Raw genomic sequence first — 16016 nt, 5'->3', positions numbered from 1 at the left:
AACGTCGCCGTGCCTCGCCCAGAAGGTTTCGAGTACAGCGTGCGGGGTGAGCAGGTGGTGATCAGTCACCATGGTCGCCTCGCCACCACGCTGCGGGGCTGGCGCGCTCAGGTGTTCCTGGAAGACGTCGAGTCCGAGGACCCTCAAGAGTTGATGGCCAGGCTCACCGGTAACTACCGACGAGGTCACGAGCGTCAAGCCCGGAACCACCCACGTCACCAGCGCCGCTGAGGCACTTTCAGACGCCCTCGATGGCGGCCCACAGGTCCGTCAGCGTGGCGTAGTGGTAGTCCGGCACGGTCATCTCTTGCGGCGTCGGGGTGGCCCCGAAACCGCCCTTGTCTGCTCGGCGCTCGATCCAGCAGGTTGCCACGCCTAACCGTCTTGCCGTGGCGATGTCGTGGAACTGGCTTTGCGCCACGTGCAGCCAGGCCTCGCGCCGGTAGCCGCCTGCCTGCTGCCGGTCAGCGCAGTACTCGAACACCCGAGGATCAGGCTTGTTGACACCCACGTCTTCGGCTGTCACAGAGTCGTGGAAAGGACTGCCCAGAGTTGCAGCCATGTGCTCTAGCGCCCAGTTGTCAGCGTTAGTCAACGCCACCAACCTGTAACGGTGCCTGAGTTTGGCCAGCACCTCCACGGCATCAGGAAACGCAGGCCAACTCGGGATGGACTGACGCAATGCCACACTGCGCCCCTGGGAGTTGGGCAGCCCCAGCTCGGTGGCGATGCGCCGATAGATTGGCGTCAGCATCTGCGTGAACGGAAGCTCCGGAGCCAGACGTTGCTGTTCGTCCTCCGCAGCGGCAAAGCAGGACAAAGCGCGCTCCTCGTCGAGGCGGACGCCGGCCTCAGATGCGATCTCGCGAAGACACGCAACGATCCCGGCCTCGAAGTCGATCAGAGTGCCCACGACGTCGAAACTAAGCCACCGGTACTGCGACAGCTGCTGGGTCGTACCGTCACGCGAAGTCGGCTGATCCATGCTCTTCCCTCTCGGTGCGGTGATCCGATACCCGCCAGCGTAACCAGCAGCCAGCACACGTCGCCGTCCCGGAAGCAGCAGATCAGTGTGGCGGCGATACCCAGCCAGTTTGTAGTCGTCGTCTCAGGGGGCGGTCTTACACCACTCGTGCGGGCCAGCTAGGTGAAATCGGGTCCACGGTCCAATCCGATCGTCGATCGGCGCCGAATACCTAGCAGAAGCCCCACCGACGTGGGGTCACCTGACCTTGATGGTGTGCACACAGCGTGCCCTGGGTCCGAGCAGAAGGATTGACCCGATGAATATCTCCCGCAAGATGTTGGCCCTTCCGGCCGCTGGTGCCGCTGTGATGCTCCTGTCCGGGGCGCCCGCGATGGCCGCGACGGGCTCGTCGATGGCTGACCTGCAGCCGGTCCCGCTGAACGAGGCCCCCGGTTCTGGGTCGGCCATGTTCGAGGTCGATGGCACCACGTTGCACTTCACCCTGAACTACCAGGGTCTGCTCGCTGACGCCCCGCACGCTGCGCACATCCACTTCGGTGCGGACGCGCGGCAGGCGTGCCCCACCGTCGAGGATGACGCCGATGGTGATGGTTTCATCAGCACCAGCGACGGGGCCCCGGCCTATGGCGGCATCGCCGTCTCGCTCACCACCGAGGGCGACACCAGCCCCGACTCCGGCCTGGCCATCGACCGGTTCGGCGTTGGCGATGACGTCAGCTACTCCCGCGAAGGCATCGAGGTCGACCAGGCCACCGCTGATGCGGTGATGGCCGGCGGCGCCGTCGTGGTCGTGCACGGTGTGGACCACAACGGCAACGGTGAGTACGACGAGGGCGACCGTGGCGCTTCTGACCTGGACCCCGCGCTGCCCGGTGAGGCCACCGACCCCGCCCTGTGTGGTGTGGTCATGGCCTCGCAGATGAACGACATGCCCGCCGGTGGCGTCGACACCGGTGCGGCTGCCCTCGGCAGCCAGAACCTGCTGCTGGCCGCGACCGGTGGTGTCGCCCTCGTCGGTGGCGCCCTGATCCTGGCCCGTCGCCGCACCGACTCCGTCAACTGATCCAGGTCATCTGATGACTCAGGACGTCAGGCCGCCGGTGGCGGGCCAGTCCCGTCCCGGCGGCCGGCGTCCCGGTCTGATGCTCCATACGCTCATCGCGTTCTCCCTGCTGATCAGCGGTGGGGCCGCGGTGGCCGTGGGGCTCTCCCACCAGGGCAGCACACCCGCACCACCGGCCCTGTCCGCACCGACGACGCAGCCACAGGCCACTACGGAACCGCCCGCCAACCCGGCAACCACTGCCGACCCGGCAGCGACTGCGGACCCGGCGCCGGCCACAGGCCCCGCGCCAACTGGCTCGGCCACCAGTATCCCGACCGCCTCCGCGTCCACCCCAGCCACGGCTGAACCAACCCAGGAGGCCGCCCCCGTGGCGCTCCCGGTCTCGGTGTCCATCCCCGCCATCGACGTCACCTCCGACCTGCTGCACCTCGGGCTGAACCCCGACGGCACCCTGCAGGTCCCCCAGGGCCCCGACTTCGACAGTGCCGCCTGGTATGACGGCTCCCCGCGTCCCGGTGAGGTCGGCCCGGCAGTGCTAGAGGGACACGTCAGCAGCATCGGGCGTGGTCCCTCGATCTTCTTCAACCTGACCCAGCTCCAGGTCGGGGACACGATCGACGTCACCCGCCAGGACGGCACCATCGCCACCTTCGAGGTGTACGACCTGGCGCAGTTCCCCAAGGACTCCTTCCCCACAGTGCAGGTGTACGGCCCCACCAAAGGCCCCGAACTGCGGCTCATCACCTGCGGCGGCACCATCGCCCAGAGCACAGGCCGCTTCGCCGACAACATCATCATCTTCGCCCGCGAGACCTAGATGGGGTCGCTGTCCGTCGAGCACCGCCCCACCTGGGACCAACCGTCCGCATACGGGGCACCGCGTCACGCCGGACGAATGCCTGTGCGGACGTTGAAGGTGCTGAGAGACACGCCCGCGACGACGAGGCCGTCGTCACCCCCGTCGCAGGTCAGGCTGCGGCAGATGCGCTGGTGTCACGACTCGTCAGAGTTTCGGTGGGCAGCCGCACTTGGGCGTCAGGCCTGAGGCGGTAGCGATGCCCTGCGGTCCAGTTCCCGCCACGTGGGTAGTAGGGCGGGCAGGGTGGTCGTGACGAGGTAGGCACCGCCGAGAAGCAGCAGGGTGGGGGAAAGTGCGATCCCGGCGACCAGTGCTCCGCCGATCAGGCCGCCGAACGGGATGCCGGCCCAGGCCAGCGATGAGCCGAGCACGCTGACCCGGCCGACGAGCCCGTCGGGGATCCGCTCGAAGATGACGGCGCCGATGATGGGGTTGAGGAAGCCGGCGCCCAGGCCTGCCACCGCGAAGACCGCGAGCGAGACGCTGAGCGGCACGTCCAGCGCGAGCACGACGAAGCGGGGTGCCCCGGCCACGAGGAAGCCGAGGAGGTAGGTCACCCGACGCGGCATCCGGTGGCCGATTCCCGCCGCCAGCATGGAGGCCACGACTGCTCCGGCGCTCATCGTCGCCGCAAGCAGGCCGACGGCGGCGGGCCCGGCACCGGTCTGGGCGGCCCACACGGGCAGTACGACGGAGAAGAGCGCGGCGTCCAGCAGGTTGGTCACCGCCGACATGGCGAAGATCGACACCAACAGTTTGTCCCTGCCGATGACACTGGCTCCTGCCAGAAGGGAGGCCAGGTAGGGCTCGGCCTCGCCGGGTGTCTGCCGCGGGCCGCTGAGGGCGATCACCACCGCCGCCACCGAGAAGGTGCCCACCGTCACGAAGAGAGAGGGGGCGGCGCCCAGCCAGGCGACCAGCGCCCCGGCCAGGCCGGTGCCGACTGTGGTCGCCAGTCGCTCGACGGTGCCCGAGAGCCCAGTGACCCGCTCCAGGGGGACGCGGGCACCGGCTGCGACTGAAGGGACCATGGCGTTCTTGCCCCCGTCGGCGGGTCCGCTCATCACCCCGACCAGCGCCACGAGCACGCAGAGAAGAGGGAAACTCAGGGCGCCGTGCAAGTGCAGGACCGGCACCGCGAGCACGGCAACCCCCGCCCCCACCTCCGCCACGATCACGACCCGCCGGGGGCCGAACCGGTCCAGGAGTGGCCCGCAGGCGGCCTTGGCCACGACGTAGGGACCCATCTGCGCAAAGGCGGCCACCCCGGTCAGCACGGCGCTGCCGGTCGTGGTGATGACCAACCAGGGCAGGGCGATCGCCGAGAGCCGTGTGCCGGTCAGTGACAGAGCTTGGGCAAGGAGCAGGCCCACCAGGATGAGGCGCCGGGGCCCCGGAGGCTGCCGCGTGTCCTGTTCGCTGGCCGCACCGTCAGTTGGAACCCCGCTCACGGCTCGTCCGGGAGGCGCTCGGGGTGGTGGGGGAAGAGCTGGAGGAGAGCGGCGAACGGCACCGATCCTTGCGGGGCAAGAGTGTCCTCGGGGTCGTGCCGGCGGTAGCGGTCGAACACCTCGGCCAGCTCGCGTCGGAGCTGCTGCGCCTCCCGCGGCGTGAGGCGCAGCACCCAGTCGCTGAAGGTGCTGACCGCCCGCCACGCCTCAGGCAGGGTCGCGTTGGCCTCCGCTGCGCGCTGAATGCGCTCGGTGGCGGTCTGCGCGACCGCGCGGACGAACGCTTCGCGCCCCTCGCTCTGCTCGAGGCTGCCGTAGGTGTGGGAGGAGTGCGCCGCGCGCCACCAGCGTTCGCGGGGAGTACCGCGCTCAGGGTCCTCGACCACGAAGCCGTAGGTCGCCAGCTGGCGCAGGTGGTAGCTGGTGGCGCCGGTGTTCAGACCGAGCGCGGCCCCGACCATGGTCGCGGTCGCGGGGCCATCGGTGCGTAGCCAACCCAGGATCTTCAACCGCAGGGGATGCGCCAGGCCACGGGCGGAACGCGCGTCGAGCGCGACGGTGTGCGGCGGTCCGGGCTTCTGGGCGGGGGGGTGTTCCTCGGGCATGGCCCACTGTTGCACAGAACCCTGTGCACAGCAGTGTGTGCCATCCGATCCAGTGGGAGGGTCACATCCTGGAGTCCCCCGGCACGACCGCACGATGTGCCCGCCCACCAAGGAACGGGGGCGTGATATCCGAGGCAAAAGTCGTCCTCGGCCTGTCGGCCAGTTCCTCGTCACAGGATGGCGGCAACAGGAGCCCGACAACGACTGTCGGAGGGGGTTAAAGCGTCAGACCTGCAAAGCACACGACGTGCCCCCGGCAGGATTCGAACCTGCGACACCCGCTTTAGGAGAGCGACCTGGGTAGGCGCGCGACGATCGCCAAGCCGAGTTTTGCCTGGTTAAGGGCCTAGAGCATGTGGTCGACACTGGGACGTAGTGGGCCTCTCCAGGCGGTGACGTCCCACTGACGACCCACACGATGGCTGCTGGTGCAGGGGTCTCATGGACCATATGCCGAGGCATGCACGCGGACGGCTCTTGTTGATCCGTACGGGATGGCGTACGGTTGCTGTGGAGGTGGGTGACATGACCGCTGTGAGCGCGACGACGGCCCGGGCGAATCTGTACCGGCTGATCGACCAGGTGAACCAGGAGTCTGAGCCGCTGACCATCACTGGTCAGCGGGGCAACGCAGTGCTGATCGGCGAGGACGACTGGCGAGCGATCCAGGAGACCCTGTTCCTGGAGTCGGTCCCTGGCCTGCCCGAGTCGATCCGTCGAGCCCGCGCTGAGGGTGTGGAGGCTGGGTCGACCGAGCTCGACTGGTGAGCCGTACATCCTGGACCCTGGTCTACTCACGCCAGGCCCAGAAGGACGCCAAGAAGCTGGCGTCGTCAGGCCTGAAGAAGAAGACGCAGGACCTCCTGGACGTCCTGGCGGAGGACCCGTTCGCCACGCCCCCGCGCTACGAGAAGCTCGTCGGTGACCTCGCCGGCTGCTACTCGCGGCGGATCAACATCCAGCACCGACTCGTCTACGAGGTGTTCCCGGAAGAGCGCATCGTCCACGTGCTGCGGATGTGGACTCACTACGAGTAGGGCTTGCCAGTGCCAGCGGCCCTCGTTGCGCCGCGCTTGAGAGATCGAGGCGGCCCATCAGCTCGGTCACGGCATCGGGACGCCCGTGCAGGCCATGACTCCTGAGCAGCAACCGGTCGGTCCGCGGGAGAGGCGGACGCTGATCCACTATGCGGCGGGCGCTTGCACCGGGCCCCTAGTCTTGGCTTCATGACGACCTTCCACACCGTGCTCGAGGCGACCGGCGGGAACAACGTCGGCATCGTCGTGCCTGAGTCGAAGTGCTCGCATTCAACCATGGGAAGCGAGTACCCGTCATCGTCACGATCGACGGCGGTTACACGTACAAGACGACCATTGGGGTGATGGGAGGCCGTTACCTCGTCTCGTTCAACGCGGAAACCCGCAAGCAGACGGGGCGCGGCGCGGGCGACGAGGTCAGGTGGACCTGGTGGTTGACCCCGAGCGCTGAAAGGCCAGCTGGGCGGCCTGGCTGCGCACCGGATGCGGCAGACCCGGTCGTGGCGGTCGGCCCGCTCGGCGGTGTACATGCATAGGATCTGGCTGTGAGGGGTGCCGGGCTACGAGCCACCGTGGTGATTGGCCTCGTGGTCGTCATGGGCTGTGCGGCCCTCTTCGTCGCCTCTGGCGTTAACTGGCGAGCTGCCGAGCAGAAGTGCGGGCTGCTCTTCGGATTCGATGAGCGCTTCGCTGACGCGCACGAGATCAGCTTTGAGAACCGCCTGTTCCCGTCGCCCGTTGAGTGTCGCTTCGACAACGGCGTGACGCTCGCCCACCGTTGGTGGCCCACGGCCTCCCCATAGGCAGACATACCCGTCGCGACTTGCGGCAGAGTCGGATGTTGTTGGCGCCGTCCTCGGCTACCGTTCGCCTCGTGATTGACATCGGTGAGGATCTGGTTGGTGCCTATCTGAGGGAGGTCGTGGGGTGTCCCGTGATCCAGTTCAACGTCCGGACGGGGGTCGCTCAGGGCGAGATCGATGTCGTCGCGCTTCAGTTAAGCGGTGGGCGTGTCACGGAGGTGTGGCTCTGCGAGGTCAGTACGCACACCAGTGGTTTAGGTGGGTATCAAGGGAATGTCGCGGGTAAGTTCCGGACGAAGATTGAGTCGGTGAAGGCCTATGCGGACGCGACCTACCCTGGCGCCACTCGGCACATTGAGGTGTGGTCACCGAAGGTGCGACCCGCGATGCTCCGCAAGTTGGAGGACGTGTGGTCCGAGCATGTTGATGTGGAACTGGTCGCGAACGAGGAGTACGCCGCACGCGTGGGGGCATTGGCGCAGATCGCGCGGAAGACCACTTCTTACAGCGACTCGCCCTCCTTCCGTCTCCTGCAGATCCTGACCCGCCTGCCTGCGAATCCTTTACAGGCCCAAGCGTCGGCCAGGCAGCCCAAAGCGGACCCGCTCGACGTCTGGAACCGGGCAACGAGCGGCACCCCCTACAGCGCCAAGGTCGGCGACGTCGCACTGGCGCGCGTCCTTCTGTTCCATGGCTACGCCGAGAACGGCGGCCTTCCCGAAGCCATCCAGGTTGCTACCGAGACCGAATTTGGCCTGAACGAAGCACTAGCGGCCTACCGCTACTTCGACCTCGGCGCAGCAGCCGACCTGATCGAGAGCACCTTTTCCGCTCAACTTGGGGTCTGGGAACGCGAGGACACCGCGGCAGAAACACGGCTCGCACAGTCCAGCAGTCAGGCATACGGCTCCCTCGACGTGGAGGCTCGTCTGACGACAGCGCTGGCGAAGAGGCTCAGCGCCGAGCCGCAAGACTTCGCCTGATCACCGATCCGCCCGGGTAGAAGAGGCCGACACCGGCAAAGTCGGACGTCATTCGCGACACTCGGAGGCGGGCAGGGCGTGTGCGAACGTGTCCACGATCCAGCGGCCTGGGCCATAGTGCGTCGCCGTCACGCTGGCCGGCCACCGAGCCCTGTGAGGGGAGCGAAAGGCGGCCATGCCTTCGTCCTCCTCCGTGATTACTGTCCCTAGCTCTAAGGAATCTAACAACACGCTGATGGCTTCGTATTGCGTCGCGGCCTGTAGCCTGACGCCATCCACCATCCCTACCGTGCTCTCTAGTCGACCCCCTGCCGCTGCTTGCTCCTCCAGCAGGTGCCTGCCCTGTTCTACCGCAGTGAGCAAGTCAGGATCTTCTTCAAATTCGCGGACCATCTCCCTCAGGTAACCCAGCGCGGCTTGCTCCGGATCGGGATAGCCAAGGGGCGCTCCCGGTGATCCAGCTTCTGGCAACTGGGGACTGCTGCACGGATAGATGACACCTGAGCTGCCTAGTCTTCGGGCTGGGCTGGAAGGATGTTCACCGTGACCAAGCCCTATCCCCAGGAGTTCCGCGACGACGTGGTCCGGGTCGCTCGAAACCGTGAGCCGGGTGTCGGACTGGACCAGATCGCCAAGGACTTCGGGATCCACTTCACCACGCTGTATTCGTGGATGAAGAAGGCCGAGGAGGAGGATGGTGAACGGCCCGGTGGTGCCGCGGTTGCCTCGGCCGAGCTACGCGAGGCCAAGAGGCGGATCCGGTTGTTGGAGCAGGAGAACGAGGTTCTGCGCCGTGCGGCGGCCTACCTGTCCCAGGCCAACCTGCCGGGAAAATGATGTACCCGCTCGTCCGTGAGCTCGCCGGTGACGGGATCCCCGTCACGGTGACGTGCCGGGTGCTCAACCTCGCTCGCCAGCCCTACTACCGGTGGCTGACCAACCCGGTCACCGACACCGAGCTGGCGGCCGCCTACCGCGCCAACGCCCTGTTCGACGCCCACGTCGACGATCCCGAGTTCGGGTACCGGTACCTGGCCGACGAGGCCCGCGACGCCGGCCAGGGCATGTGCGCGCGGACCGCGTGGCGGCTGTGCTCAGCCAACGGCTGGTGGAGCGCGTTCGGGAAGAAGCGCGGCAAGAACGGTAAGAAGCCCGGGCCACCGGTCCACGAGGACCTGGTGCAGCGCGACTTCACCGCCGAGGCCCCCAACCAGCTGTGGCTGGCCGACATCACCGAGCACCGCACAGGCGAGGGCAAGCTCTACCTGTGCGCCATCAAGGACGCCTACTCCAACCGGATCGTGGGCTACTCCATCGACTCCCGGATGAAATCCAGGATCGCTGTTGCCGCGCTCAACAGCGCCGTCGCACGGCGTGGTGAGGTGGTCGGCTGCGTGGTTCACACCGATCGAGGGTCGCAATTTCGTAGCCGGAAGTTCGTGCGTGCGCTGAACGGTCACGGCATGGTCGGATCCATGGGCAAGGTCGGTGCGGCCGGTGACAACGCGGCCATGGAGTCCTTCTTCGCCCTGCTGCAGAAGAACGTTCTGGATCGCCGCACCTGGACCACTCGCCAGGAGCTACGGATCGCGATCGTCACCTGGCTCGAGCGCACCTACCACCGCCGCCGACGCCAGGACGCTCTGGGCCGGTTGACCCCCATCGAGTACGAGACCATCATGACCACACCAGCCACCCTGGCTGCGTGACTAACCACTGTCACCTATCCGTGCAGCAGTCCCCTCCATTGTTTGGGTGACGCTGCACCCCAGTTCTGCGGGTGCGCCTCCAGTCGCGACGGCAGCTCGTTCAGGAGAGCTGTACCGCTCGGTATCACCACCCTGCGTACCGCAGGCAGCAGTGAGGGTCGCCATGAGAAGGACACCTAAGCAGCGCACTGCACCAGCCCTGAAGCAGACCATGCTCCCTCCCTTCGCTCGGCGTTCTGACGCACCCATTGGCTCACAGGTTCCGTCGAGGCCGGGCAGAACCGATCCACCACCAGACGGCTGAGATCCACCACCGGAGCAGGGGAGTTCTTGAAACTGCGCCTATAGCCACCAGCGGCAAGTCCGGATGCCGCTGTCGAGTTGGCCGGGCCCAGGTCTCAGACCGGCTTGACCATGAAGAGGCACGGATTCGCTTCACCCCAAAGGTTCGTCTCCTCGAGCGGGAGGAACCCAGCCTGCTCGTAGAAGTGACGGGTGCGCGCGTAACCGGGGTCCGGGTGTGAGCTGCCCAACGTCTTCACCTCGAGCAACTGAACACCGCGCTCCCTTGCGTCTTCCTCGACGGCCCGGACCATGGCGGTTCCGACACCCTGACCGTGACGGTCGCGGTCGACGACCATGAGGTGGAGTTCCGCCACGTGCGGGAAGTGCCTATCGACCAAGGTGAGCCCGATGACGTTGCCGTCGTCATCGCGGACCGTCCAGGTCTCCTTAGTACGAGCCGCTTCGATGTAGTCAGCGTTCGCTTCCGGGAGACCGAACCACTCAGGCACCTCCGCCAGAAGTCGCTTCGCCGCTTCCGGCACCTGCAGGTCCCGGCCACAGATCCATCCCATGGACTGAGCCTGCCAGAACGCACGGCCCAAGGACACGTGATTGCCGGCTCGAGCAGAAGTGCTCCGCGGAGCGCCCCAACCCTGCGCGACCGACCACCAGCGGCAGTACAGGATGTACGGCCTCAGTCGTCGTCTCCGGGCTTCCCTTCTTCTGTCTGCACGCCAATCGGCATTTCCCGAAGCACCAGTTCGCTGTTCCCAGACCCGTCCATCCAAGCCAGGACGTCAAATACGCGAAGGACGGAGACTTCGGGTCCAAGCCCTGCCTGATCGCGTAGGTGCACGAGCCTTTTCCAAAGCGCGTTGCCGTCGGCAACGAGTGCCTCGTGCAGGGGAGACCAGTGCCGGGTGGCGTTGTTGAATGCGCTTTGCCTGATCACGCTGTCCACGATGGGGACCAGCCGGGGACGTTTGCGCGCGAGCAGCTTCGTGGCGCGCGTCTCCCCGATGCCGGGGACGTTCCGCAGCGCCGCGTAAGTGTGGCGAACGGCACGGAAGTCTTCTCCGTCAGCGGACTTCACTGTGACGAAGTCGCGATCTGGACCGACTTCTTCGAGGAGCTTCTCAAACTTCGGCCGTTGCCGTTGAAGGAGTTCTAGCGTTGCCCGGCCGTGGATAGGAGTGGCCAAGAGTGCGCAGGCGGCGAGGTCGTCAGCGGTGAAGGTGTTGGTGCTCAGGGCCCGGGTGCCGCTGGGGTCGAAAGTGTCCCAAGCACCGCCTGTGAACCCGAAGCCGTCGCGCAACGGCGCGTAATAGGCGCGTAGGACGCGGACAGCCTCCTCAAATTTGTCTCTTTGCATGCTGGCCGTCAGGGTCACCGTGGCGGACAAGGTCAGCTCCTTTTCGTTTGGGCACTGGCTTCAACCACCGAGGATCCTCTAGTCGAGCGGGGAAGCCCGTAGTCCTGATCGAGCGGCGCAAGAAGTGGCATGTGGTGGAGGACCTCGGGAACAACATGTCGGCGCCGGCCGGGTGTCGTTGGCCGGAAAGATGCGGGTGGCGGCCCTCAGCGGCCTCGCAGCCTTCGTCCGCCCTGAGCTCAAGACCGGAGTGCGATTCAGTGGCTGTGAGCAACGAGCTTGTTGAGGATGGGGATGGCGGCTCCAGCAGCGATGAGCCCGGCCAGTATGGCGCCCCAGATGTTGGGAGCCTCGGCGGCCCAGGTGAGGATTCCGACCATCACGCCAACCAAGACTGCGCTGAGAACGATCACCAAGGTGCGGACGTCAACCAGGGTTGGGTCTGGGCCGGCATGAGTCTTTGCCTGCTCGACTGTTGTGCTCTTCTTCTGGGGCATGGCAACGAGAGCCCTCTCTGGGCGTATCCCGCGTTACCAGCGTGGGAAGATTCCGGCGACCCCGCTCAGGATGTTCCAAGTTGTAGCGTTTACATCATATCAGTGACGGCGTCATCCCTCGGCTATGCGCCTGTCGTAGTGGCCCGATCCGTCTGAGATCAGCACGTTGACGATGCCTGGGGTGAGCACGTTCTGCGGCCCTCCATCCGCGGGACTCGGGAGGTTCAGGAGGCCGGCGATGTTCGGGAAGTAACCAGGGAACAAGAAGTAGCTCACTCGGCATCGCGGACAGGTCACGACCAAGGGATTCAGCGTACGGGACCGGTGCGCGTCCTGGCCGTCATAGAGTGCCACCGCGGACGGCGGGACCTTTTTCTTGGGCGTGCTGTGTCCGGCTACCCAGAGCCATGTGAAGATTCCCTGGACGTCGTCAGCCCGTCCAGTCACAGTGCGCGCCAGGAGCCGCTGGTTGCCAGACTGGTCGCCGGCACAGGGGCAGACGCATCGGGAGCCTCTTGCGATGCGACGGGACGCGGGGAAACTCCAGTCGGTCTCGACCTCACGGAACCTGCCGCCCTTGGCTTTCAGGTCTCCGAGTATCTCCGCCGCGTTCTCTGTGGCTGCGTCGCGCTCGACGGTCTTGTTAGTCACTGAACTCCTCCGTATGCGGTCGAGGCTATCTTGCCGCACCATCCTGCTGACCCAAATCGCGACCTGCTGGCGCACCGGGCAGGCCTCGACGTAGCTGGGCGAGCTTCTTGACGTCGAAGGAAGGTCGTCGGCGGGCGTGTTCCTGCTTCTGGCCGTGCGGAAGGGTGCCCTTACGATGGCAGCAGGATCCTCGTGTTCCTCGTACCGCTCCTGTTGCTGCAGAGGGCCGTCAGGTCAGACCCGCCCTCCTTCGTGGTTTTGGGTCCATACACGCTATGGGTGGTGGGCTACGACGTGCCCTAGACATTCCAGCTCTGGCAACTCAACCGAGCCGCGCCCGCCGATGTGATGCGCGGCCCATGTCTGTGGGGCGGGCCAAGGACCCCGTGCTTGAGTAGCGCGCTGTCCCTGCGCACGCGCAAGGCGGCAAAGTCGGACGTGCTCCAGACCGGGGTACCTTGGAGCCATGGGTCACATCTACTCCGTTCGGGGCATCGAGGAGATGCCCGTTTACCTGATTGGCTCCAGTCCGCCGTGGTCGTTCTCAACGGACGAGTTCATCAGCGGTGTGCCGTTGACTACCCTGCTCGACCGCTTAAACTCCGATGAGAATCTCTACCTCGTCGACTACGCCTCGGTTCCGGGGACAGCGCGCGTTACCCGTTTGACATGAGCTCCATCAGCACCTGTTGACGCAGTACCCGCGGCAGTACAGGGCGTCGGACGTGCGCTCAGAGCGAATGATCGACGTACCGGGGGTGGCCTAGGTCAGCCGTTGAACAAAGACGATCAAACGGGGTTCGGTCTGGCAGTGCTCCGTGACGCGGCTCGTAATCTCGACCTCCTGGCCAGGCGGCAACCTGACGGCGAACAGCAGGCGTTCACCTGTAGCCCGATGGCTCGCCATGAGCCTTTCCAGGGCTGGACGGCTGGTCTACCCGGGTACCCCGATCCTGCGTTAAATGGACGCATACCCGCACGGGCTATGCTCATGTTCAGGGTGAGTTCAGTGACGTCTCAGGTCCCACCTCCATTCCAACGATAGGCATTTCCGATTCCTCTAGAAGTAGAACATCTTGAAACTCGTCGGGAAGGTCCGAGTAAAGCAGCTCGAGCAGGACCTCTTCTCCGCCTGCCTCTTCGATCTGCCCTCGCGAAGCAAGCACCCAGACCACATTCTCAAGACTGCCAAGCCCCAACCCATTAATTTGGCCGTCGAGCATCCGCGGCCGCAAGAGATCACGGATGTGGTCGAGGGTGCTGAAAGAATGGGTGACCGTAACGAACTCAACCCGCTCCCCTCCATGCGCCGCATCGGGTACTTGTCGACGTAGCCAGGCGACCTCGGGTGTGTCCTCCTGCCCCGCGGCCACTTGGATCGTGAATCCGCTGTAGTCCTCACCGGTCCAGCCGACGCTGGCGAAGGTATCGGGATGCTCGTCGGTGTAGGCCGCAACCATGTCAGCGAAGTCTCGGTCCACGGCCGGCGCCCGGCTGCCCTCAGGCTCTAAGGATGTTGCGACCGACTCATCTGGTGGTGCCGATGCGACCGACTCATCTGGTGGTGACAATGTGACCGAGGCATCTGCTGGTGCCGACGCGACCGATGCATCTTGTGACGCAGTGGTAGCCCCGCCCTTCTCAAGGTTGGCGCAGGAAGCGGTGACAAGCACGAAGACTGCCATCAGGACCACCACCCCGAGGCGACTTGAGAATCCTTGAAGACCGATCGACGTCATCCTGGAACCTTCCCCACTTGTCACTCCACCGTGCGCTTAACGTATGACCCTCTGGCCCCTACGGAGGCCATTGATAGGGCAACCTTCAGGCTCGCTGATGAGGTCAGGGTCCTCCCTCGGGCTCGATGTTGATGAGCTCCAGCCCCGTACGGTCCGCAGCGGCGGCCAAGTCCTCTGACACTTCGGCGTCCCGAGGCACGGCCCGCGCGCCCCCGCTGGAGTTGGCCCCGTCATACCGCTACGACGCGGGCGGCGCCGAATCGGTTCCTTCCCGCCCGCGGACCGTCATGACCGAGCAACGAGACTAGGGGGCGCGGGCGGGGTCTCTCCCCTCTGTGAGGCGGCGACAAGCTGACCTTGATTCCTGGTTGCGGCAGATGCGGATGCGCCCGCGCTGGGCACCGGACCCCCGCATGAGTGACCTTCGGTCCGTACCTCGTGCCATCATGGCGTGTGCCCAAATACAAGTTGACTGGCGCCAGCGCTGGCGTTGGAGGGTTCTCTCTCGGTGCGCAGTGGCAAGTCGACCTCAGTGATCGCGACGTTGCGGTGCAGTTGATCGATGAGCTGGAGGATCGCCGCCTCTTGTGGCCGGCACACCATAGGGAAGACCCGCTGCGCTGCGCAGCATCGGCGAGCTATATCCGCCAGTTCATCGGCACCCTGCTGCGCACTCCCGGTCTAGGTCGGGAGTTGAAAACAGAGCTAAAGACGATCCGTCGTCACTTCACCGAGTTCATGTCCAACCTCAGCACTTACGACCTGGATCGTCCACCGCCCGTGGACCTACAGGCGCTGGAACGGGTTCTGCGGTGGCTCCGAGAGCCAGTCGGTGAGCAGGTAGGACTGTTAGCCGCTCAGTATCAAATCGACGTCAGCGCTGAACTGGCGCAGATCGTGCCCGACCGATGTGAGTGGTTCTTCAGAGAGTTCAATTCCTAATAGGTGTGAACCATCCCCCCTGCGCGCGACCTCATCGACCCGGCCCTCGGGAGACGTCCCTGGCGTGACCAAACGTCATATCTGCCTTGTTGGCATTCCGGAGCTGGCGCCGACCGTCCTTCAGCGCCCGTGACGGGGAATGGCTGTCGGCAAGCGCATGGGCTCAGTAGTGCACGTTGGGCTCCAGCCCTCTAGCGAAGCGGCACACCGTGCCCAAGGCGGCAGATGCGCGCGTCTGGCGGCGCACCACCGGGGTCTACTTGCAGCCCTTCTCTTACCCGTGAGGGAAGACCCGTGTGGTGCCTTACCGGCTGCACGGCCGCGGGCGGAACACTACCGGGATGCGGCAAAGTCGTGTGCGTCGCCGGCCACGCCCTCGTCGGGAGACCAGCCGAAGCAGACTGCATCCCCGCTACCTCATTGGTTGCCATCTAGGGAATTCTCCCAAAAACGATGACTGCATCAGCATCGCTGCCGTCACGAGTCATCAACTCCACCCAATCGTTGGTCCGGGCCAGGAGGGGCAGGGCAATGGCTGGTAGTGAACGCGCCAGCGACCGCAAGTCTACGTTGGTCCGGTCTGGGCCGTAATGTACCCAGTCGCTCGCATCGACTAGGTCGGTGGTGATCTGTGGACCTAATCGGGCAGTTTCGTCGTCGTCAGTTGGCACCAGGGACCACGAGAGAGGGGGGAAGACGATATCAGCAAAGGTGAAGTGCGCGACCCTTTCTTTTAGCACTCTCATGGCCCACACCCCGCTGGATATAACCCCCGCTCTTGGATAGAGGGGATGCGTTCGCCCCAATCGCAAAGCAACTCGATCTGGCCATCTGATTGGGCCGTGCCCTGGCGAGGGCTCGTGCAATAGATCGTGAGCTAACTCCGGGAATATCACCCGGAGTCGCAAGTTAACTGCGAACATTCCGAACAAGACACACCGTGCGACTAGCCCGGGCGCGAAACGAGCTGCGGGAGCCTCTCCCGGGATAACGGCCAGAAGCCTCGCAGTTGGCGTCGAGAGACGTGTG

Annotated in this window: 18 protein-coding genes and 1 tRNA gene; 10 read left to right on the top strand and 9 right to left on the bottom strand. The window is 65.4% G+C overall.

What is annotated here, in order from left to right; translation table 11 throughout:
• Positions 1–238: 238 nt before the first annotated feature.
• Positions 239–985, bottom strand: coding sequence for an HAD-IA family hydrolase (locus FY030_RS02230; protein WP_158060091.1), 747 nt, complete (start codon positions 983–985; stop codon positions 239–241).
• A gap of 298 nt (positions 986–1283) precedes the next feature.
• On the opposite strand from FY030_RS02230, the gene FY030_RS02225 reads away from it, so the two are divergent.
• Both FY030_RS02225 and FY030_RS16995 read left to right on the top strand, forming a co-directional pair.
• Positions 1284–2051: a CHRD domain-containing protein gene (locus FY030_RS02225; RefSeq protein WP_202879747.1), complete on the top strand. Its 768-nt coding sequence runs from the start codon at positions 1284–1286 to the stop codon at positions 2049–2051.
• Positions 2052–2064: 13 nt separating this feature from the next.
• Positions 2065–2871, top strand: coding sequence for a class F sortase (locus FY030_RS16995; RefSeq protein ID WP_158060090.1), 807 nt, complete (start codon positions 2065–2067; stop codon positions 2869–2871).
• Positions 2872–3089: 218 nt separating this feature from the next.
• On the opposite strand, the gene FY030_RS02215 is transcribed toward FY030_RS16995, so the two are convergent.
• From FY030_RS02215 to FY030_RS02205, 3 genes are all read right to left on the bottom strand, one after another.
• Complete coding sequence (locus FY030_RS02215; RefSeq protein ID WP_202879746.1) at positions 3090–4364, bottom strand: MFS transporter; 1275 nt, start codon at positions 4362–4364, stop codon at positions 3090–3092.
• Complete coding sequence (locus tag FY030_RS02210) at positions 4361–4969, bottom strand: ArsR/SmtB family transcription factor (RefSeq protein WP_158060089.1); 609 nt, start codon at positions 4967–4969, stop codon at positions 4361–4363. The genes FY030_RS02215 and FY030_RS02210 overlap by 4 nt, the downstream gene beginning before the upstream one ends.
• A 248-nt stretch (positions 4970–5217) precedes the next feature.
• Positions 5218–5315: transfer RNA gene (locus FY030_RS02205), tRNA-Ser, on the bottom strand.
• A 179-nt stretch (positions 5316–5494) separates the two neighbouring features.
• Between FY030_RS02205 and FY030_RS02200 the strand changes: the two genes are divergently transcribed.
• The 6 genes from FY030_RS02200 to FY030_RS02175 all read left to right on the top strand — a co-directional run bounded on the left by FY030_RS02200 (position 5495) and on the right by FY030_RS02175 (position 9501).
• Positions 5495–5737 carry a type II toxin-antitoxin system Phd/YefM family antitoxin gene (locus FY030_RS02200; protein WP_158060088.1) on the top strand — a complete coding sequence of 81 codons (243 nt, stop codon included), beginning with the start codon at positions 5495–5497 and terminating at the stop codon, positions 5735–5737.
• Complete coding sequence (locus FY030_RS02195) at positions 5734–6006, top strand: Txe/YoeB family addiction module toxin (RefSeq protein ID WP_158060087.1); 273 nt, start codon at positions 5734–5736, stop codon at positions 6004–6006. Before FY030_RS02200 ends, FY030_RS02195 begins: the two co-directional genes overlap by 4 nt.
• Before the next feature lie 260 nt (positions 6007–6266).
• Positions 6267–6542: a DUF1905 domain-containing protein gene (locus FY030_RS02190; protein WP_238348510.1), complete on the top strand. Its 276-nt coding sequence runs from the start codon at positions 6267–6269 to the stop codon at positions 6540–6542.
• A gap of 36 nt (positions 6543–6578) precedes the next feature.
• Positions 6579–6809 (top strand): hypothetical protein, encoded by a 231-nt coding sequence (locus FY030_RS02185; protein ID WP_158060086.1) that lies wholly within the window; start codon positions 6579–6581, stop codon positions 6807–6809.
• Between the two features lie 71 nt (positions 6810–6880).
• Positions 6881–7792, top strand: coding sequence for a hypothetical protein (locus FY030_RS02180; protein ID WP_131104409.1), 912 nt, complete (start codon positions 6881–6883; stop codon positions 7790–7792).
• Between the two features lie 543 nt (positions 7793–8335).
• Positions 8336–9501, top strand: a protein-coding gene (locus FY030_RS02175; protein WP_420371868.1) for an IS3 family transposase whose coding sequence is annotated in 2 segments (ribosomal slippage) — positions 8336–8620 and positions 8623–9501 — 1164 coding nt in all. Because the reading frame shifts where the segments join, the coding sequence is not laid out codon by codon here.
• A 398-nt stretch (positions 9502–9899) separates the two neighbouring features.
• On the opposite strand, the gene FY030_RS02170 is transcribed toward FY030_RS02175, so the two are convergent.
• The 4 genes from FY030_RS02170 to FY030_RS02155 all read right to left on the bottom strand — a co-directional run bounded on the left by FY030_RS02170 (position 9900) and on the right by FY030_RS02155 (position 12306).
• On the bottom strand, positions 9900–10358 hold the full coding sequence (locus tag FY030_RS02170; RefSeq protein ID WP_131104408.1) for a GNAT family N-acetyltransferase: 459 nt from the start codon (positions 10356–10358) through the stop codon (positions 9900–9902).
• A 122-nt stretch (positions 10359–10480) separates the two neighbouring features.
• Entirely contained in the window at positions 10481–11188 is a 708-nt protein-coding gene (locus FY030_RS02165; protein ID WP_192498677.1) for a DUF6308 family protein, read from the bottom strand.
• Between the two features lie 227 nt (positions 11189–11415).
• Complete coding sequence (locus tag FY030_RS02160; protein WP_158060084.1) at positions 11416–11655, bottom strand: hypothetical protein; 240 nt, start codon at positions 11653–11655, stop codon at positions 11416–11418.
• A gap of 111 nt (positions 11656–11766) precedes the next feature.
• Entirely contained in the window at positions 11767–12306 is a 540-nt protein-coding gene (locus tag FY030_RS02155) for a hypothetical protein (protein ID WP_158060083.1), read from the bottom strand.
• A 466-nt stretch (positions 12307–12772) separates the two neighbouring features.
• On the opposite strand from FY030_RS02155, the gene FY030_RS02150 reads away from it, so the two are divergent.
• Positions 12773–12979 (top strand): hypothetical protein, encoded by a 207-nt coding sequence (locus tag FY030_RS02150; RefSeq protein ID WP_158060082.1) that lies wholly within the window; start codon positions 12773–12775, stop codon positions 12977–12979.
• A gap of 322 nt (positions 12980–13301) precedes the next feature.
• On the opposite strand, the gene FY030_RS02145 is transcribed toward FY030_RS02150, so the two are convergent.
• Positions 13302–14045, bottom strand: coding sequence for a hypothetical protein (locus FY030_RS02145; protein ID WP_158060081.1), 744 nt, complete (start codon positions 14043–14045; stop codon positions 13302–13304).
• Positions 14046–14498: 453 nt separating this feature from the next.
• Between FY030_RS02145 and FY030_RS02140 the strand changes: the two genes are divergently transcribed.
• Complete coding sequence (locus tag FY030_RS02140; RefSeq protein ID WP_158060080.1) at positions 14499–14987, top strand: hypothetical protein; 489 nt, start codon at positions 14499–14501, stop codon at positions 14985–14987.
• The last annotated feature ends 1029 nt before the right edge of the window (positions 14988–16016 follow it).

The sequence above is a fragment of the Ornithinimicrobium pratense genome (genome assembly GCF_008843165.1).
In the GTDB taxonomy this organism is placed as follows: Bacteria; Actinomycetota; Actinomycetes; order Actinomycetales; family Dermatophilaceae; genus Ornithinicoccus; species Ornithinicoccus pratensis.
The sequence above is the reverse complement of the archived record's forward strand: the minus strand, read 5'-3'. Positions and strand labels throughout refer to the sequence as shown.

What these genes read in the sequence shown, in the direction of transcription:
- FY030_RS02200 (WP_158060088.1), top strand. Translation starts at nt 5,495, where the DNA reads ATGACCGCTGTGAGCGCGACGACGGCCCGGGCGAATCTGTACCGGCTG.
- FY030_RS02230 (WP_158060091.1), bottom strand. Translation starts at nt 985, where the DNA reads ATGGATCAGCCGACTTCGCGTGACGGTACGACCCAGCAGCTGTCGCAG.
- FY030_RS02145 (WP_158060081.1), bottom strand. Translation starts at nt 14,045, where the DNA reads ATGACGTCGATCGGTCTTCAAGGATTCTCAAGTCGCCTCGGGGTGGTG.
- FY030_RS16995 (WP_158060090.1), top strand. Translation starts at nt 2,065, where the DNA reads ATGACTCAGGACGTCAGGCCGCCGGTGGCGGGCCAGTCCCGTCCCGGC.
- FY030_RS02170 (WP_131104408.1), bottom strand. Translation starts at nt 10,358, where the DNA reads ATGGGATGGATCTGTGGCCGGGACCTGCAGGTGCCGGAAGCGGCGAAG.
- FY030_RS02150 (WP_158060082.1), top strand. Translation starts at nt 12,773, where the DNA reads ATGGGTCACATCTACTCCGTTCGGGGCATCGAGGAGATGCCCGTTTAC.
- FY030_RS02160 (WP_158060084.1), bottom strand. Translation starts at nt 11,655, where the DNA reads ATGCCCCAGAAGAAGAGCACAACAGTCGAGCAGGCAAAGACTCATGCC.
- FY030_RS02225 (WP_202879747.1), top strand. Translation starts at nt 1,284, where the DNA reads ATGAATATCTCCCGCAAGATGTTGGCCCTTCCGGCCGCTGGTGCCGCT.
- FY030_RS02210 (WP_158060089.1), bottom strand. Translation starts at nt 4,969, where the DNA reads ATGCCCGAGGAACACCCCCCCGCCCAGAAGCCCGGACCGCCGCACACC.